Genomic DNA, 16,476 nt, shown 5'->3' on the forward strand with positions numbered 1-16,476 from the left:
CGACATGCAGCGGGGTGCATCGTGAAGCGCTGGCGCCGAACCCACAGGAAGCGCAACCGGCAGCGGCTGGCTGCCCATGCCTGCCGGCTGAGGCGGTAAAAGCTAGGGCGCGCCGGTTCACGCTGGGCGAGGTAACTCAACATAAATAGCTGATGGGTATAGTTAAGGCATCGCGGATTGGTGACGAGTACCGCGGTACGCATGGGCATTGAGAACCCGCCGGCTCCCAGGTCGGCGGGTTTTTCAATCGCCTAGCCCTCCTGGCTGGTGATGCCGAGGCTGTCGCAAATGAGTACGAACGACTCTTTCGGTTTAGGATCTTCAAAACAAAACCTAATGCCGATCTCCGCGCGGTCGGTCCACCAACCTACGTTAGCAGCTTTTGCGATGCGGGAAGCTTCGCCCCGCAACAGGTCAAGTTGTTTCCCGGCAGCACGAACAATCAGGCAATTCTCCTTGGGCATAAAAGTCTCTCCAACAGTGAATTGGGCGGCGTCCCCGTCAGTACGAAGGCCGCAGCAGGGGGACTGCTGCAGCCAGCGCGATGGTCAAAATAGACCGGGTGAAAAGGTCTAAGTGAAATATGGAGCCAGCCCCGGTAAAACGGAGCATACCCAGCCTTTTTGTTTGCAATATGATCTACTTCACAATGTTCCGCAGGCCTAACGTTGCATAGAAGGCCCGCCGTGGCTGGCGAGCTCGCGGGTCTTTGTTGGAACACCGCTTGGTTCTGTGGCCGACTCGGTTGATGCGCATTATCTTGTGTTTCGATCCCCGTTACAGCCATCTGAGGATTACCCCGTCCGGCCGAACGTCAGCGCCGCGCGATCCGCAGCCTTCAGACAACCGCGGCTCGATATCTGACAGCCGGACATCATCAGGCCAGCGATCGGCGCTCAGCGCGACATGATGTCCGCAATGGCAGTAGACCAGGACGCCGCGCAAGCCCATCTCGCGCATCTCGCCGAACGTGATCTTGAGCGGCCGGCCGTCGGGGTGCATAGGTGTCTGGCGTCGGATTGGTCGAGGCATGCCGCCATAAAAGCGCTATCCGAGGCCCCCCACCAAATTTATCAATCCTCGGAATCAGCGTGAGCCACTGCGCGTCGTTGTAAGGTCGGTGTCACGGTCTGGATGGCATATGATTCAAACCCAGATCGTTGATCCGATGCTCGATCCCTCGCAAGACTTGTCAGATGACGTTCAGTTGGTGCAGGTGCGGCTGCCGACAAGGATAAGGAACGCTCTTGCACTGCACGGGTTCAGGACGATTGGTGACGTTCGCTTGGCTTCAGACAAGACGCTACTCAGCCTGCCTGATTTGGGGCGAACATCAGTCGCTCACCTTCGGGCGGGCTTTGGTCTGGACAGCAAACCATAGGGGTCTCAATGCGTGTAGTGGTCATGCTCGCATCGGCCCTAATTCTGGTCGGGTGCCGCGACGACCAAGCGACCGGCTCTTTGAACACTTCCTGCGTTGAGAAGCTTTACTCGTCATACAATCCAAAGATCAGTGTGTCACCGTATGCAATCGTTGTGAGCGGGGCACTACTGCAACGTGCGCAACCTCTTGTCGGCTGAAGGGCGCTCAGTAGAGCAGCGGGGGCATGCCTTCGTGCAAGGACGAAGGCCCGCGGTGCGCGCTGGCAGTCCTGCCCTCGATCGAAGGAACTTTTCGCATTTTGATATTTTGCCTTGGGTAACTGATTTTGTGGAGGTGGGAAGATGTCGCATTTTGTCCGCCGCTGGACCCCAGACGATATTGAGAAGCTCAAAGCGATGGCTGGGAAGCGTTCCCGTAAAAAGATTGCCGCTGAATTGGGACGGGGCCCGTCAGCTATCGCCGTGAAGGCGCATCAACTTCGCATTTCTTTACGATGTAAGGGGACAGACCACCTGGCCAACGAGAATGGACCTGCATCCACTCCGGCGACCACGGGGGACGTGTAATTCTCAAGTAAAAAGGCCCCCGCTCAGTTGGGGTCAGAGTGAGCTGGGGCTAGCGAGCGCCCTTATTCAGGGACTCGGGAGGCAATACGCCCGAGGATCCGGCTCGGAGTACGGATGGCCGATATACCGCCGACGGGCGACGCCGCGGGCGGGACGTCGGCCGACCATCGATGGTGCGAATGGCTAGCTTCGGATCGCTTCGCTGAGGCACATCAACAACGAAATCTCGGTGATCGGGGCGTCGTTCCGAGCGAGAAGGCGGGAAATGGCTACAGAGACTCTCCAGGCGCGGGCTGACGCTAGGACTCAGACTTGGCGCCGATCATCAGGCAGCTACAGGTGGCCGGCAAAACGAGTTTGAGAGCCATTGCTCAGGGGTTGAACGAGGCAGGGATTCTAACACAAGAGCAAATGGTCTGCGGTCCAAGTACAGCGCGTATTAGGCCGATTTAATGGTGGCCGAAGTCTGCGGCCGCCGCCGGGCTCTAATACATTGTCACGGCGGCGGTGTTCATTTTCCCGACAAGAACACTGCGTTGTTTCAGCCGTGTTTCGTCCCGCAAGGGAAATGCTGTTCCTTTCTAGAAACTTAGGCCATGTGGCTGGCTGCTGCTGGCGCGCCTTCGCCCCAAGCAAAAGACCGGGCCCGCAATCCCCTAGGTCGGAAGCTCAGCGGCGGGTGGGAAAAAAACGCGCAGCGTGCTGTTCGCCGGAGGCTAGAAACCGGATGGACTGAATCGCTTCTACGGTTATCGCGCTGTTGCTGCTCTTTGTGGCAGCTAAGTTGTTTTGGAAATGGCTCCCAAAGTAACGGTGCGGCCGTTTCGATCCGCTGATTGTGGTGAAACGGACTAAATTTGCTCACCGCGAGTTCTTCGCTTGTTGACCCCACGGCAAAGAAGCTGGGAATGCCCCGCCGGGTCCGATGTCAGGGCTAGCCTCGACCTTCTTCCTCGTAATCTAGGCTGGCTCTTTGACCGGTTGCAGCATCCAGGTCTCACGCTCTTGCGCCAAAAAGCACATCCCTTGCAAAACTGCGCTTGAGCTACGCAAAAGCTGTGTGAGAGCGCTCCAAATCGTAGCTTGACTCAACGACTTCATAGCCGAATTTGAGTAAGCGGAGCGCATTTCGCTATCATAACGCTCTTCGAAGACTCGCTTTCGCTTACGATCTCAGAGAACCGACCTGCCAGGGCGAGCTAGACATAGCCGCTCACGGTTTTACGTAAGTCCAACCCGTCTCCTGCAGTTCCATCACCCGCACCACGCCTGACTTTACCACCTGCGCCTGAGAAACAATCGGTATGTCCTTGTGCTCGGCTTCGTGCATCTTTTCTTGGGTGTTACCGCAAGCCTTGAATGATACCTCCGGCATGCTCAGCGCCATCTGCTCAATTCGAGCTTTCACCGGCGACGTGTCATCGCGAAGCATATGCAGTCCGGGGCCGAACGTGATCACCTCGATTTTAACTTTCTCCCCGAGCTCCCCATAATGTTGCGTAACGTTCGCGGCGTTGTTCAACGCGAGATTCATCGCGCCAGGGTCATTCGTGTTGACCTGAAGGATCAAACGGTGCGTTTTGGACGCGGGGATGTCCGCGGCCATCGCCTCGAGAGAGGGTCGCTTCCGCGGCTGCTTGGCAGCGAACCGTTTCGTCGAATTTTTCACCAGCGATCGCCCCTGCGGGGCTCGATTCGTCTTGGTCTTATCGGAGGTGGGAGCTGAGGGGGTTGTCAGCGCCGGGTACGGGGCCGGCGTCATAGTTGTCGGCTCGGAATATTGGCCTGACGGTCTCCAGTATGAGCCGGCGCCCGTCGTTTTCGGCACCCAGTATCGTCCGCCTTGCTCTGCCGCCGCCATCTGAGCGGCAAGCAGGACCGCGAAGGCTCCTATAGCTGCGGCTTTCGCAATGCGCTGCGAGATGCTCATCGTATTTCTCCCTCGTAGTTTTGCTGAGATAGTCAAATAGCCAGGCGTTTCGCGCGGCATGTTGCCCGGCATCGCGGTCATCCAATTGAGAACCATGTGATGGGCACCGAATTCGACGCCCGGCTTCGTATCGCAGACCCGCCTACCGGGCTACGCCTCGTTGATGAGGTCGCTAGTCGCATGATTATCGCCGCGGCCTCCGATTGTCGGTTTAGCGTGGCCGCCACTGCAACTGATTGAGAACCCGCGTCTAAATTCGCTCGACTTTCGTTCATGATGGTGAGCTTGCGGGCGAACGCCTTGCTCCCGTTCCATCGATCAGTGACTTCCACGAATCGCTGCAAAGTCACAGCAGTGTTACGAGCGGGGCTATACGCTGTCCTATGCCTCTTAGGGAGAACTCACGTAACCATTTCGGGGTAGGCTGCGAACCCGCCAGCCTAAAGAGACATGTTCCGCGTGTCGCGCGGCGAATTTGGACTTTTGATCCAGTGGAGTTGGCGTATAGAGAATTCCACATCCAACTTGCGCGGAAGTGGGAGTGGCGTTCGACCTGCTCCGCCGCAAAGTGGTTGTGGAAATATCTTTAGTGGGAAGACTTCCCGCAATGGTCGTAGGTCCGATAGAGGACTTTGTGCATCGTCATTCATGACTTCCGAAGGGAATCCACAGTGGAGCCTGTTCTCGGCGATCCGCCCGTGATTTGGCTGGGCGTCCCGGAGGGCATGTCGAAACTCGAAGTCTCTAAGAACGATCACGGCGGTTCCGACGGTCGCTCTTTCAGTGCGACACCTGCCGCAAAGTAAGAGATCCTTCCGTGTCGACGAAATCGCGCGGCCCTTAAACGCAAGAAACGAGACGCGCCGGCGTTCATGATATGCGCCGGATCAAAGGTGACCTTGATAGGGCGCTTCGCAGCGATGCCGCCGACATGGCCGTATCGCTCCAGTTCCGCCTTTAGACGTCAGGTGCGGCGTCTGAGCAATCCGCTCGACGATGAAGGCGCGTGCGGATCAAGGAGGGGGGAGCGGACACCGCGCATCTTGCCAGGCGCAACCGAGCCGGTCCCCGCTGCCGCTTTGACCACTTCACAACCGACGAGACCGCAACTCCCACAGACCGGCGGCTCGCGCCCACCAAAACCGACGCCACCACACGCTCGCGAAGATCCAGGGAAAGAGGTGGGGTTTTGCGATGCTGGCGCCTGCAATCCAGTCAGCATCTTGAATCACACTCCGCCAAAGAGGTGAGGGCCGCCTGCCGGACGGTGTCGTTTTGGAGAGCAGAGCATGCAGGGCACACGTTCAGCGGCTCAAGTTGGGTCCTTTCCTCCTCACTCGCTGAGCGGAGACGGAAGTAGGCGGTGGTCGGCATGACCGACCTACAGTACTTGCTTGGAGGCGCTCGGAGTGCTGGCGGAACGGAGAAGCAGGCCGACAGTTCGTCAACCGGGCGGGCGGATCACTTGATCCGACTGGTCTGTGCGGCCAAACTCCGCTTTCGGATCCAGCTCCGTTTGAATTGCGCTTTGGCGCCGCGTTCGCGCTCCACGCAGGCTATAGAGCAACCGCTAAGGCTCCTGTGCGCATTCCCGCACCAATCGCCTATATAGTCCTCTACGTCGCGTTATACGCGGCGTTCGGCGCCGCATCTCCATTCTGGCCAAAATTCTTCGAAACGAGAGCTCTGGCGTCTCAGCAGATCGGTCTGATCCTCGCTGCCGCAATGCTGATGCGGCTCGTTTCCGGACCGTTGCTTGCTAGGCTGGCGGATCAGCTCGGGTCATTGCGCCTCGTGCTCGCAGGCTGTGCTGCCGTGGCGGCCTCAGCAGCGGTCGCATTGCTCTGGGCCGATAGATACCGGTGGCTGCTTCTTGTCGCGTTGGTTCAGGCTGCCGCTCTCGCCCCTACCACCTCGATCGCCGATGCGTTATCGGTCAATACAGCGAGGCCTCGCTTCGCCGGAAGGCCATTCGAGTACGGGTGGATACGGGGGGCTGCTTCCGCAGCTTTCGTCCTGGGAACACTGGTCGCCGGACAACTCGTCAGCCCGGCCGATCTCACGCCGGTTATCTGGATGAACGCTGTCTTCCTGATCGGCGCCACCGGTGCCACTGCATTGCTACCTCGCCAAACCCGATCGCAGAGGTCGCCGTCCTTCGCTGTGTCAGGGCTGAAAGCGCTGATGAGCGTGTCGCAGTTTCGCATCATGATTATCGCATCGGCTTTGATCTATGGCAGTCATGCACTGCACGATGCATTTGCAGTGATCAGGTGGAGCGATGCGGACATCAGCACTTCGGCGATTAGCTTTTTGTGGTCGGAAGCGGTGGTCGCTGAAGTGTTCGTGTTCATGCTGGCCGGTCCGGCACTCCTGGATAGGTTTGGCGTGCGTGGCGCGGCTATCTTGGCAGCTGCGGCTGGAATCGTTCGCTGGTCCGTAGCGGGCGTGACCACCTCCGTGTTGCTGCTCTCGCTGATACAGCCGTTGCATGGATTAACGTTCGCTCTGCTCCATCTCGCTTGCATGCGGATGATGGGAACACTGGTCGCACCAAGCGTCGCCGCAACTGCGCAAGCTCTCTATGCGTTTGGCTCAGGATTGCTAACGGCAGTACTGACCTTGTTGTCCGGCGCACTGTATGCTTCCTATGCCGGGGCGGCGTTCTTCCCCATGGCGGCGCTCTGCATCATCGCGCTCCCATTAGCCTGGTTTGGCTTCGCCAATGGGAGGGACTGATACTCGGTCGAGCGAACGGGGGCAAGGATCGCCACTCTACGCTCCGCCGAAAGCGCATCCGGGCTGCATCTTCTGTCTCGCGCGGTTGCTCACTTCGGCAGTCGGACGAGCTGCGAGTTCAGTGGCCGGTTTCTGTCGTCATGGGAGCCTTGCAGAAAGGTGTCCCCATCGAGAGCTCGTCTTGGATCTCCGCTATGTCAATCTTTCGCCGATGTCCAAGCGAGGACCATTGCGGCTCAACCAAGGAGCCGACTTCGCCCGAACATGAAACCAGTCGGTGCGAACCTTCTGGCCACCTCGAGCGCGTGGTTCTCGCTGCATTCCAGCGCGATCTTTTGTGAAAGCATAACATCTCCGACCGGCAGATTGCCACGCGGCATGAAACACAGGCCCCGCATCGCGCGCCCTTTTTCGTCGACCTCGCAGACGTTCGTCGACGCGCCCGCGTAGATCCTATATTTCCTGCCAGTATCGCCGCCGGTGACCTCGAAGTAACCCTTTTCCGTGAACTGTGCACGCTGGGCCGGCGATAGCCACGCCCGCAAGAGCTGCAGCGAGCGGCCCTCCGGAGTTCGTTCGGCGCCGTGTCTGATAAAGAGAGCCCGAATAGCTCTCGCGCGCCGGCCTTCACGCGGGGGAGAAAAGCCCAACATGGCGCGGGCCGATCACCCGCCGACCAGCCTGGGGAAGAAGACGGTTTCTTCCGCGTTCGGGTCGAACGATCGCATTTGCAATACTTGACCCGGACCCGTCCGGACTGCCGCGGTGAAGCCGCCGTCGGTCAATTTGTGGAATCGCTGCTCGGCCTTTGCGAGCTCTCGCGCGTCTTCTGGATTGAAAAAGTGACGGCTATCGCCGGTACTGTCCATCACGATCTGGATCGCCATGATCGTCTTCCTCGGAATGATGATGGGCAAGACTTGTCCAAGTATCCCGCCGAAGTCGCGAAGTTTCAAGACAAGAAATTGCCGACTAGCCCAGACCTTCTCTTGGCGGCTGGCAAGGATGCCTGGCGCGCCACACCGAACCGTACACCGTCGAGCCCTCAAACAACGTCTGAGTCGGCTTCCCAGCCCGCTAGCTCGTCGGGATTTAGCGGCCGCTTACGAGTTACGATGCAAGCGCCAAGGCTGAGATCAGCTGCTCGATTGAGCCTTTTGGTGGGCGTCTCCTTTTCGTGACCGTGGCCTGCAATGAAGCCGCAATCAAGATGACGGCAAAGCTCGCCTTCGACACGCTGGCAAGGGAAGCTTCGCCAGGGTGTCAGGTTTTGCCGCCAAGTCGGGCGAGTTCGCGACCCCTTACCTCGACAACATGGAGGCCCGCTTTGAAGAACAGGACCGGATGACGGTGCGTAGTGAACCGGCTGAGCGGTATTAAATCCGATCGTGTAAATACACAGGGCGTGCGGCGAATGCTTGAGCGCTCCGAGCCGAGCATGTTCCCGCCAGCTAGGAACCAGCCGGAGCCAGGAGATTTATTCGTTAGACGTATTTCGAAGGGTGTACCAATGGCGATCGATGCTTTTAGAGGCACAACGCCGCTGTTTCTTCCTGAACGTTTTTTCGTCGGGCGGCTAGAAGGTTGGGCAGTGCTAGAAAGTCTAGTTGGCGGACTACTGAAGCGCGCAACAATTGCCGGTCACGGCGAACTAGATGCCGACACTGATACAGTGCTGTTCATCGAGGCATATACATTTGACGATGGTCACAGCGATACTTTGCATTGGACGATCCGAAAGGGTGAGGAAGGCAAGTACACCGGCTTAGAAAACAGACTGGAAGGTGAGGCCATTGGGGAGCAAGGCGGTTGCGCATTCCACTGGAAATACACTCGCGATACGCCGCAAGGGGGCGGTAGATCGTTCAAGCTGAATTTCGACAATTGGTTTTACGGAATCGATGAACGAGCTTGCATAGTCCGCGGCCGTGCTGGCCGTGCTGGTATCCCGTTTGCGACGGCGCACGTGACTTACCGTAAGCTTTAGCCTCGCTGGTGTCTGCCGCTGCCACAGGCGAGATCAGGTGGGAGGCACAGGGAAAATTGGACCGCGGGCGCAGGTTGTCGGCAACTGCTGGCAGACGTCTCCGTATGCTTCGCAAAGCTCCGAGGGCGGCTTTATCGAAAATGACGGCTAGTTTCACTCAGCAGGATGCCGGTCGAGCTACCATCAACAACACGACTTATTGCCAAAGTGTACAGCCGCGTTTTTAGCGCGACTGCACCCGAAGCACGGTAAGCCGCCCTGCCATACTCGTTGTGCAATGAGCCTGCGATGTGCCCCTCTTGAGCGAAGCTTCCAGTCTTCCGTACGTCGGCTTGTGGCCCCAATGCGGGCTTTGCCGCGCTACCCACCGACCGTCAGGTTATCTGCTTATCGGACATGCGCGTGCGGTTCGTCCGAGATCAGATTTGCGCCAGTAGACGCTTTCGCTTTAACGGAACTGGAACAATGGCGAAGTGATCTGATTTGAGTTTGTTACGGCTCAGCTGGGATAGACCCCGACTATTCCTGGAGAAGCTTTGTTCATCAGGGAAGGTGCTTCACATGAATAGCGAAGGAAATCATCAAAAGCGGGGGAACGGGCTGCTGAAGGCTTGCGAGGCGAGTGCTAGGGAAGAAGCGAAGAACGAGAGCAAGACGGGCCACGATTAGCTAAGGGCGCTGATCGCTTCGATGAACGCGCTAAAAGCTCCGATGGAAGAAGCGCGAAAGAAAAACAAAAAGGGTGACTTCATACAGCAGACCCGGCACGGTGTTTCCGTGGAAGAACCCTCATGCAGCGGCGATAGCTGACGGAGGTGACCGCCTGTTGGCGCTGCTGGCCTCCATCACGAAGAATGCAACGCCGGTCGCTTAGTGAAAGCAGTTGCTTGAAACGACGCCGTTTTCCCGATCACGCCTCCCCTTTTTGACCCGGCGCGATCCCGCTGCATCCGCCGCGCCGTCTTCGATTGCACCGTGGAGAGCAATATGATGGCGCCGCGCGCGCGGCGTGTGACGCAATCGAGTTCGCCTATCGAATCGATCTGCTTTGCGGCGAGGCGCAGCTGTTCGAAACCATGATCTTCGGAGGCTGGCTCGATCACTTCCAGAACCGCTGCTCTACCTGGGTCGAGGCCGAGGCGATGCATGCCGAAGCGGTCGATCAGGTTCGCCGGGGCCATCTGCGGGTGATCATATGACCGACGAGAGCGTGCTTCATCTGCCCTATCGCTACCGGCTGGCGATCAACATGCTCGCAATCATCAACTCGATGTTCGGGCGCGACATACGGATGACCGCGCTGTTGACCCTGCTGCGCGGCGAGATCGAGGACGCCGGCGAAGGCGATGCCGGTCGATTTGAGGCTTTGGCGGATGCTGTCGGTTATGTGCTGATCGCCCACCGAAAAAGCGGCCCCACTCAGGGGGCTGAAGTGGGGCCGTCACTACGCCGGGACCAGCCAATGGGGATTAACTGGGCTCGGGCGTTCTAGCGACATACCATTCGTTGTATGGGGTGGCGCGACCGGCTTGCGTCGGAACTTGGAACTAGAATTCCAAGCACGTCGCACGGGAAAGGCGGCCCTAACTCGCTGGGTGGGCAAAGTTGGGGCCGAGAAAGCTGTTCGAAGGGGCATGATGCTGGCCCAGCCCCCAGCATCAAGCTGCCCAGCTCCCAACATGCATCCGGCTCGGTAATCTGGCGATATGGCAATCGATGTATGGGGTGGCGCGACGAGGCCGCCTCCTGTTAGGACGCTGCCATGACCGCGCTGACCCGACGCCAAGCGACAACGAGCACCACGAAACCTGGCACATCTATTCCGGCGATGTCCGCATAGGGACCATCGGCATCCGTGCTGGCGTCCCGACGAGCGTGGATCAGTGGAGCTCTGGAGTATCGGGTTCTATCCGGGCATGGAGCCCGGCACGCAGCGCTCCGGCTCGTCCACGACATTCGATGAAGCCCGTGCCCAGTTCGAACGCGCATGGCTGGAGGTGGAGGCGACGCTTCGGGAAGACGATTTTGAAGCTTGGCGACGCGACCGCGACTTCCACGCATGGAAATATTGCATGCAGGCTGTGGGGTGCCGGATGCCGACGCAGAACACAAACGGGTGGTCGAAGTGTTTTTGCGGTGAGCCGATCCCAATCGCCTGCGAGGACCACATCCACACAGTTCATCGAGGGATCGGATCGGCGCATGAAGCACGTTGAGAAGCGGCCCTATGCAGAGCCGGAGGCAGCCGCGCGCAAGCTGATCAACTCGCCGCCAGCATTCCCCCCGTCCAAGACGGCCGCATCCACATCGAGAAGCTCAACGCGCCGTTCCTCTACGCGCTCAAGGCCACCGGGCCGGAGTTCGGCGCAGGCATCAAGTACGCCATCGAGAAGGGTTGGCTCGAAATGCACGAGAGCGGAACCTATGTTCGCTTGCTCCAACGCGAAGACCTGCAGCATGAAGGGAGGTCCGACATGACTTGCGCGCGCTGCGACGGCACGCACTGGGTTTGCGAGAACTACCCCGAGCGCCCGTGGGAAGGACCGAAGGCCTGCGGCTGCAGCGGCGCGGGCGCGCCTGCCCGGTCTGCAACAGGGTCGGCCCCGACGAGATGCCGGTGCTGCCAAACGGGTTCGAGACCAGCTTTATGACCGCCGACGTCATGCGTCCATTTCTTCGCAAGCCAACGAAATATAAACGCTCCTCTAGGCTTGAGGAACCAATGTCCACTTTTGAACTTGTGCACCAAATTCCGTCGCAGGAGGGCATCCCGATGCGGATGGTGCTCATTATGGTCGCCGGAGGCGGGGCGGTTCTCGCGATCACCTTCGGCCTATTTGAAGTCGCAGACGCTTTGGGAAGGCGGCGCTCACGTCTCCACCATTCGAGCCGAGCAGGCGTATCCACCACAGCGGTTAAATGCGTCCGGCAGGCCCATGCGACGTTTGCAAAGGATCGCGGCCCATCGGGCCGGCCGGCCTCGTAGGCATCGCGCACGGCGGCATCGGTGCGCGCTCGCTCCGCAGCGTCCAGCGCTGCACATACTTGCCGAGCGGCCCTTCGCCAGCGGCAATCGGAGCCCAATAGTCGGCAAAGTCTTGGTAGTCCATGCGGATCATCAGCTCCATTTCCGCAATGTCCACGAGACCCTGTTCGGCAAATGTCCGTCTCAGTTCGCCTGGCTGCATCATCGGTTGAAAGCAATAGCGACGGCGCAGCTCGCGTCCGCTTTCTCCGAATGCCGCCACCGTGTCGACCATCATGCGCATGCCGGGCATGCCGCCGAGATGGATCCCACACCGTTGCCGCGACCGCGCCGCCCGGCCGAACGACGCGGCGCATCTCGGCCACTGCCTTGCCGGCTTCGGGAACGAAGTGGAGCACGAGAAGCGCCAAAGCGCGGTCGAACGCGCCCCGCTCGAAGGGCAGGGCGCAGGCATCCGCCTGTCGGACTTTTATTCGCGGGTTCGTGTTGCGCCGGATCACCTCCTCGACAAAGACTGGTGAACAGTCGACCGCGTCAATCTCGGCGAGGTCGGCGGCTTTGACGAGCGCGAAGGTCAAGCTCCCGCTGCCGCAGCCGAGGTCGAGAATCCTTTCGCCGTCGGCAACCCCTGTGAAGTCGATGAATAGCGGCGCGAGTCTTCGGCTCCAGCGGCCCATGAGTTGCTCATAGCCCGCAGCGTTGTGGACGTTGAATTCCGAGGTCATCGAAGTCTCCGTGCGCTCGCCAAATTCTTGGACCTCGACGAGGTGGTTACCAAGCCGCTAAAGCAATCGCATTGCAATCGCGGCGAGCACGCAGTGCGGCTGCTCTATGACGCGTATGAGAAGATCTGCCACGGCGGGCTCCATTTGACGGCTACCATGCCTCCTCGAGGCCGAGATGCTCGAACACCTCGCGACGAAGCTCAACGAAATGCGGATCGCCCCGGTGGCGAGGATAGGGCTGGCTGTTGACGACTTCGGCCTTGATCCGTGCAGGTCGGTCGCTCAGCACGATGACGCGGCCGGCGAGCAGGAGCGCCTCCTCGACATCGTGCGTGACCAACAGCGCTGTGAAGCTCGAGCGCTGCCAAAGTGATACAAGTTCCGCCTGCATCGCAATGCGAGTGAGCGAGTCGAGCTGGCCCAAAGGTTCGTCGAGGATGAGCAGCGTCGGGTCGTTGACAAGCGCACGCGCCAGAGCCGCGCGCTGTGCCATGCCGCCGGAAAGCTGGTGCGGGTAGGCATTGGCGAAGCCCGTGAGCCCCACCAGGCGCAAGGCGTCTTCGATACGTCCGCGATGGGTGCGCAGCAAGCCGCGGGCTTCCAGACCGAGCGCAACGTTGCTCCATACTGTCCGCCATGGATAAAGCGTGGGGTCTTGAAAAACGACGACGCGCGACGGATCGGGTGCTTCGATCTCCCTTCCCTCCGTTAGCAGGGCGCCGGCTGTTGGAGTGTCGAGCCCCGCGACCAGTCGGAGCAAGGTCGATTTTCCGCATCCACTCGGTCCAAGGATAGCGACAAATTCGCCGCGGCCGACCTGCAGGCTGATGCGGTCCAACACCGGTAGGGGCTGCCCTTCGAAATTGAAGCGATGGCTCACTTCGCGGAGTGTTAGCGTCAATCCACGGACCGAGTGATCGCCTGCCATCGCCGCTACCATCGCACCAGACCTTTCTGCCAGGATAGCAGGCGATCCCGGAAGCGGAACAACAGCGTGATCAGCCCTGAGCACAAGAACGCCATGAGCAGCAGCGCGGCATACATATTGGCATAGGCCGCCCAACCCTGCGCCCATTGCAGATACCAGCCGAGCCCCGCCTTCACGCCCAGCATTTCGGCTACCACAAGAACCGCGAACGAGTTGCCCAGACCCATGAACAGGCCAACAAAGACATGTGGCATTGCCGCCGGAATGGCGACCTTGAGCACGAGAAAGCGCTGGGTTGCGCCCAAGGTCCGCGCAATATCGTAATAGGCGCTCTTCACGCCGGCGACGCCCGACCAGGTGAGTACGGTGACCGGAAACCCGGTGGCGAGCGCGATCAGGAAAATGCTGGCGCTGAAGCTCGACGGGAAAACGAAAAATGCGAGCGGCAGCCAAGCCGTGGCGGGCAGCGGCCCGATGAACCGCAAGACTGGGTGAAGCCAGTAGCCGGCGAGCGGCGACCAGCCGATCGCCACGCCGGTCACGAACCCCACCGTCGCACCGAGAAAATAGCCGGTCGCTAGCAGACGAGCTGAGGCGAAGATGCCCTCAGCCAGCCGCCCCCAATCGTCGATTACGACTTCGATGATCGCCTGCGGCGGTGGAAAAAATGGCAACGGCAGCAATCCGAGCTTTGCCGTGACGGTCTCCCAAGCAGCCAAAACCACCGCCAGCGCGAACAGCCACGGAAAAAGCCGCTGGAGGCGCTGAAAAGCAACGAAACGAACGCCGACAAGGGCCGCCAAGGCAAGGACAAGAGCCAATGCGCCGCACGCAATGGCGAAGCCGCCCGTGTAGGCCCAATCGCTTTCGAGCTTATCTGGCCAGAACGCAGTGAGCGCGGCGACCATAGACCATGCGGCGGCCACAGACAGTCCGCCGATTAGCGACCGAGCTGTTGAACTTTCAAAAAAGCCGAAACCCGATTTCTTTGATGGCCTCGGCACTTCATCGATGACCGAGCTCACTGCGGATGTTCCCAATCGGCTCAGCTTAGAACGTCAAGATAGATGCGGTCGGCGAACTTGGCCGGGTCAGTGCTTCGCTTGATGACGTTCACTGCCTTGAGTTCATCGGTATAGAGTAAAAGTTGCTTCTTAAGCACCGCCCCGACGGGATGATTGTGGTGAGTATGGCTGCGATACATGGTGGCGAGATCCTCTACGGACCCTCTCCCGCCGTAGCCCGAATAGATTGTTGCGGCATCGGCGGGATCGCTGGCAACTCGGTCCGCCCCCTCTAGTATCGACCGTGTCAGAGCGGCCGCCACCGCCATTTCGCTTCGGGTGAGGCTGCCACGTATCGCGAGAACGCAGCAGGTGCGGTCGGCGAATTCACCCGATAAGTTCGTCGCGATCTCGTTAAGTTTGCCTTCCTTAAGCCAGATGTAGGGCAGCGGATCTATCTCGGCTAGCGCCTGCACTTCGCCCTTATCGACGGCAAGCGCTAGCAGATTGGCCGGGTACTGGCGCCACTCTACCTCTTGGGCCGGATCGATGCCCTTCTTGGCGAGATAGATCGAAAAGAAGTTCTTCGCCGGGCTCGCCTGATCGCTAATCGCGATAGCCTTGCCGCGCAGGGATTCCAGGCTGTCAATATTCGCGGCCTTGGAGCCGAGGAGCCGGATGCAGCCGCCGTGCACACCCGCGGTGATCCGAACATCGAAACCTTGCTCCAACGGTTTGAGCCAGCGCAGGGCCAATCCCAAACCGGCATCGGCCTTGCCAGTCGCAATCGCCTCCAACAACTGGTCGGTCGAACCGCCGAAATTGACGAAATCGACATCGAGATTGTGCTTGGCGAAGATACCCCGTTCTTTTGCGACCGGCGCAGCGACCGTGCACGCCGCGTTCGCGTTCCAGGCGAGCTTTAGGTGCCGGGGTGGGCCCTGCAGCTCTTCGCTGTTCGCCGCGGTGCGGCAAATAAAAGGCGCGCCAGGAATATAAGCCAGCGATCCAGTCCCGGATGCCGTCAGCGCGCGAGCCGCTCCGAACATCCCAAACGGCGCCGCGGCGCCGAGGGTGCAAACCAACGACAGCACCGAGCGGCGGGAGAAGGCGCCCCGCTTCGCTTCGGACAGATCTTTCGTTAAACTGTTGCCAATTTCGCGCTTTTCCATGTGTCGCTCCCAAACTCGCGTGTGAATGGAATGGAACTGGGTGGCGCTTTGCGGGACCGTAGCTCCCCTCTCTTCGGGCATCATGCGAACCCGTCTGCTACACCAGCGTGAAGCGCTTCACATTACCGCAAAAAAATTGAAAGCATATAGCTGCGCGGCGATTAAGGCCCCCGTCAATCGTGTTGACCTACTCACGGCAGCGTCTGTCGCTTTTGACCGCGATCGGCGAGAGCGGATGATGGATCTTTCGGTGGGTGCGCACGCACCAGCATGGAGCCTCTGTGTTGCGCGAATTGAGGGATGCTATTCCAACTATTATAGGGTGAGGCTGAACTTCTAACGTTAGGTCCAGCAGGCTCTGGAATAGTCGGATCGTCTCAGTAGAAGGCTAACGATTCGTTCGGCTTTGCGCCTTTGACCCATGTCGGCTTCCCGCTTCGCTTGCTTGATCGCGGGAATGCCTCAATGTTGCGGTCGGAGGCATCCTTACAAGGAGGTCGCATGATTACCGCCGTTGTACGATACAAACTGCCGCCGCGGATCGACTGCGCCGCGTGTCGCGAACACTTTCACAAGATCGCACCTAACTTCCGCGGGGTGACGGGGCTGATCAGCAAGCACTTCATCTGGTCCGAAAGCGGCTGGGCCGGCGGCGTGTACCAGTGGGAGCGCATCGAGGACGCCAAGGCGTTCTACACCGGGCCGTGGCTCGACGGCATCATCCAACGCTATGGCATGAAGCCGCAGATCGATTTCTACGAGGTCTTTGCGGTGACAGACAACACGTGCGGCAAGGTTGAGCTCTTCAAGGAGGCCGTTGCCTCCAAATGAACCCTGAGCAGATCTCGCTGATCTGCTGTGCGAGAGGTGGCGGTCCGTCGCGCAGGCGAATGCCGGCGCTCGCTTCCGCCTGTGGGGGCGAGCTCTTGACGCAATCCGGCGCGCCGCAGGCTGCACCGCGACGCGCAGTGTCCGCCTAGGCGAGGCTCATAAAGTCGCGGACGTCAGCTTTCGACGACCAAGCGGAAATCCTACGATCAGTCAGAGCATTGCCG

At 59.6% G+C, this 16,476-nt stretch carries 15 protein-coding genes and 2 pseudogenes; 5 read left to right on the forward strand and 12 right to left on the reverse strand.

Annotated elements, in window-relative coordinates; translation table 11 throughout:
* Positions 1–251: 251 nt before the first annotated feature.
* Together AAFG16_RS03030 and AAFG16_RS03035 are read right to left on the reverse strand one after the other, a co-directional pair.
* Positions 252–464: a hypothetical protein gene (locus AAFG16_RS03030; protein ID WP_342737171.1), complete on the reverse strand. Its 213-nt coding sequence runs from the start codon at positions 462–464 to the stop codon at positions 252–254.
* A gap of 313 nt (positions 465–777) precedes the next feature.
* Positions 778–1,032 carry a hypothetical protein gene (locus AAFG16_RS03035; protein WP_342737173.1) on the reverse strand — a complete coding sequence of 85 codons (255 nt, stop codon included), beginning with the start codon at positions 1,030–1,032 and terminating at the stop codon, positions 778–780.
* Between the two features lie 109 nt (positions 1,033–1,141).
* Here AAFG16_RS03035 and AAFG16_RS03040 point away from each other — a divergent pair, with 109 nt between their 5' ends.
* Entirely contained in the window at positions 1,142–1,381 is a 240-nt protein-coding gene (locus AAFG16_RS03040) for a DNA-directed RNA polymerase subunit alpha C-terminal domain-containing protein (RefSeq protein WP_342737175.1), read from the forward strand.
* 1,782 nt (positions 1,382–3,163) lie between these two features.
* Here AAFG16_RS03040 and AAFG16_RS03045 read toward each other — a convergent pair.
* Positions 3,164–3,880 (reverse strand): hypothetical protein, encoded by a 717-nt coding sequence (locus AAFG16_RS03045; RefSeq protein ID WP_342737177.1) that lies wholly within the window; start codon positions 3,878–3,880, stop codon positions 3,164–3,166.
* A 962-nt stretch (positions 3,881–4,842) separates the two neighbouring features.
* Positions 4,843–5,095, reverse strand: a pseudogene (locus AAFG16_RS03050) (hypothetical protein); the annotation flags it as partial.
* Between the two features lie 366 nt (positions 5,096–5,461).
* Here AAFG16_RS03050 and AAFG16_RS03055 point away from each other — a divergent pair.
* Positions 5,462–6,619 (forward strand): MFS transporter, encoded by a 1,158-nt coding sequence (locus tag AAFG16_RS03055; RefSeq protein WP_342737179.1) that lies wholly within the window; start codon positions 5,462–5,464, stop codon positions 6,617–6,619.
* 236 nt (positions 6,620–6,855) lie between these two features.
* On the opposite strand, the gene AAFG16_RS03060 is transcribed toward AAFG16_RS03055, so the two are convergent.
* Both AAFG16_RS03060 and AAFG16_RS03065 read right to left on the reverse strand, forming a co-directional pair.
* Entirely contained in the window at positions 6,856–7,272 is a 417-nt protein-coding gene (locus tag AAFG16_RS03060) for a hypothetical protein (protein ID WP_342737181.1), read from the reverse strand.
* A 12-nt stretch (positions 7,273–7,284) separates the two neighbouring features.
* Positions 7,285–7,506 (reverse strand): hypothetical protein, encoded by a 222-nt coding sequence (locus tag AAFG16_RS03065; RefSeq protein ID WP_342737183.1) that lies wholly within the window; start codon positions 7,504–7,506, stop codon positions 7,285–7,287.
* 623 nt (positions 7,507–8,129) lie between these two features.
* Here AAFG16_RS03065 and AAFG16_RS03070 point away from each other — a divergent pair.
* On the forward strand, positions 8,130–8,606 hold the full coding sequence (locus AAFG16_RS03070; protein WP_342737185.1) for a DUF3833 family protein: 477 nt from the start codon (positions 8,130–8,132) through the stop codon (positions 8,604–8,606).
* An 845-nt stretch (positions 8,607–9,451) separates the two neighbouring features.
* Here AAFG16_RS03070 and AAFG16_RS03075 read toward each other — a convergent pair.
* Entirely contained in the window at positions 9,452–9,787 is a 336-nt protein-coding gene (locus tag AAFG16_RS03075) for a hypothetical protein (RefSeq protein WP_342737187.1), read from the reverse strand.
* A 14-nt stretch (positions 9,788–9,801) separates the two neighbouring features.
* Between AAFG16_RS03075 and AAFG16_RS03080 the strand changes: the two genes are divergently transcribed.
* The gene (locus AAFG16_RS03080; RefSeq protein ID WP_342737189.1) at positions 9,802–10,098 is read left to right on the forward strand and encodes a hypothetical protein; all 297 of its coding nucleotides are present in this window, start codon (positions 9,802–9,804) and stop codon (positions 10,096–10,098) included.
* 733 nt (positions 10,099–10,831) lie between these two features.
* On the opposite strand, the gene AAFG16_RS03085 is transcribed toward AAFG16_RS03080, so the two are convergent.
* From AAFG16_RS03085 to AAFG16_RS03105, 5 genes and pseudogenes are all read right to left on the reverse strand, one after another.
* Complete coding sequence (locus tag AAFG16_RS03085; protein WP_342741117.1) at positions 10,832–11,065, reverse strand: hypothetical protein; 234 nt, start codon at positions 11,063–11,065, stop codon at positions 10,832–10,834.
* Positions 11,066–11,531: 466 nt separating this feature from the next.
* Positions 11,532–12,317, reverse strand: a pseudogene (locus tag AAFG16_RS03090) (methyltransferase domain-containing protein); the annotation flags it as partial.
* 151 nt (positions 12,318–12,468) lie between these two features.
* Positions 12,469–13,245 (reverse strand): ABC transporter ATP-binding protein, encoded by a 777-nt coding sequence (locus tag AAFG16_RS03095; protein WP_342737191.1) that lies wholly within the window; start codon positions 13,243–13,245, stop codon positions 12,469–12,471.
* 5 nt (positions 13,246–13,250) lie between these two features.
* Complete coding sequence (locus AAFG16_RS03100; protein WP_342737193.1) at positions 13,251–14,270, reverse strand: ABC transporter permease subunit; 1,020 nt, start codon at positions 14,268–14,270, stop codon at positions 13,251–13,253.
* 20 nt (positions 14,271–14,290) lie between these two features.
* Positions 14,291–15,421, reverse strand: a complete 1,131-nt coding sequence (locus AAFG16_RS03105) for an ABC transporter substrate-binding protein (protein WP_342737195.1) — start codon at positions 15,419–15,421, stop codon at positions 14,291–14,293.
* A 501-nt stretch (positions 15,422–15,922) separates the two neighbouring features.
* Here AAFG16_RS03105 and AAFG16_RS03110 point away from each other — a divergent pair.
* Positions 15,923–16,252, forward strand: coding sequence for a hypothetical protein (locus tag AAFG16_RS03110; protein ID WP_342737197.1), 330 nt, complete (start codon positions 15,923–15,925; stop codon positions 16,250–16,252).
* The last annotated feature ends 224 nt before the right edge of the window (positions 16,253–16,476 follow it).

This window comes from Bradyrhizobium sp. B117 (genome assembly GCF_038969555.1).
Lineage (GTDB): Bacteria > Pseudomonadota > Alphaproteobacteria > Rhizobiales > Xanthobacteraceae > Bradyrhizobium.

What these genes read in the sequence shown, in the direction of transcription:
- AAFG16_RS03030 (WP_342737171.1), bottom strand. Translation starts at nt 464, where the DNA reads ATGCCCAAGGAGAATTGCCTGATTGTTCGTGCTGCCGGGAAACAACTT.
- AAFG16_RS03035 (WP_342737173.1), bottom strand. Translation starts at nt 1,032, where the DNA reads ATGCCTCGACCAATCCGACGCCAGACACCTATGCACCCCGACGGCCGG.
- AAFG16_RS03040 (WP_342737175.1), top strand. Translation starts at nt 1,142, where the DNA reads ATGATTCAAACCCAGATCGTTGATCCGATGCTCGATCCCTCGCAAGAC.
- AAFG16_RS03045 (WP_342737177.1), bottom strand. Translation starts at nt 3,880, where the DNA reads ATGAGCATCTCGCAGCGCATTGCGAAAGCCGCAGCTATAGGAGCCTTC.
- AAFG16_RS03060 (WP_342737181.1), bottom strand. Translation starts at nt 7,272, where the DNA reads ATGTTGGGCTTTTCTCCCCCGCGTGAAGGCCGGCGCGCGAGAGCTATT.
- AAFG16_RS03065 (WP_342737183.1), bottom strand. Translation starts at nt 7,506, where the DNA reads ATGGCGATCCAGATCGTGATGGACAGTACCGGCGATAGCCGTCACTTT.
- AAFG16_RS03070 (WP_342737185.1), top strand. Translation starts at nt 8,130, where the DNA reads ATGGCGATCGATGCTTTTAGAGGCACAACGCCGCTGTTTCTTCCTGAA.
- AAFG16_RS03075 (WP_342737187.1), bottom strand. Translation starts at nt 9,787, where the DNA reads ATGGCCCCGGCGAACCTGATCGACCGCTTCGGCATGCATCGCCTCGGC.
- AAFG16_RS03080 (WP_342737189.1), top strand. Translation starts at nt 9,802, where the DNA reads ATGACCGACGAGAGCGTGCTTCATCTGCCCTATCGCTACCGGCTGGCG.
- AAFG16_RS03085 (WP_342741117.1), bottom strand. Translation starts at nt 11,065, where the DNA reads ATGCTGCAGGTCTTCGCGTTGGAGCAAGCGAACATAGGTTCCGCTCTC.
- AAFG16_RS03095 (WP_342737191.1), bottom strand. Translation starts at nt 13,245, where the DNA reads ATGGCAGGCGATCACTCGGTCCGTGGATTGACGCTAACACTCCGCGAA.
- AAFG16_RS03105 (WP_342737195.1), bottom strand. Translation starts at nt 15,421, where the DNA reads ATGGAAAAGCGCGAAATTGGCAACAGTTTAACGAAAGATCTGTCCGAA.
- AAFG16_RS03110 (WP_342737197.1), top strand. Translation starts at nt 15,923, where the DNA reads ATGATTACCGCCGTTGTACGATACAAACTGCCGCCGCGGATCGACTGC.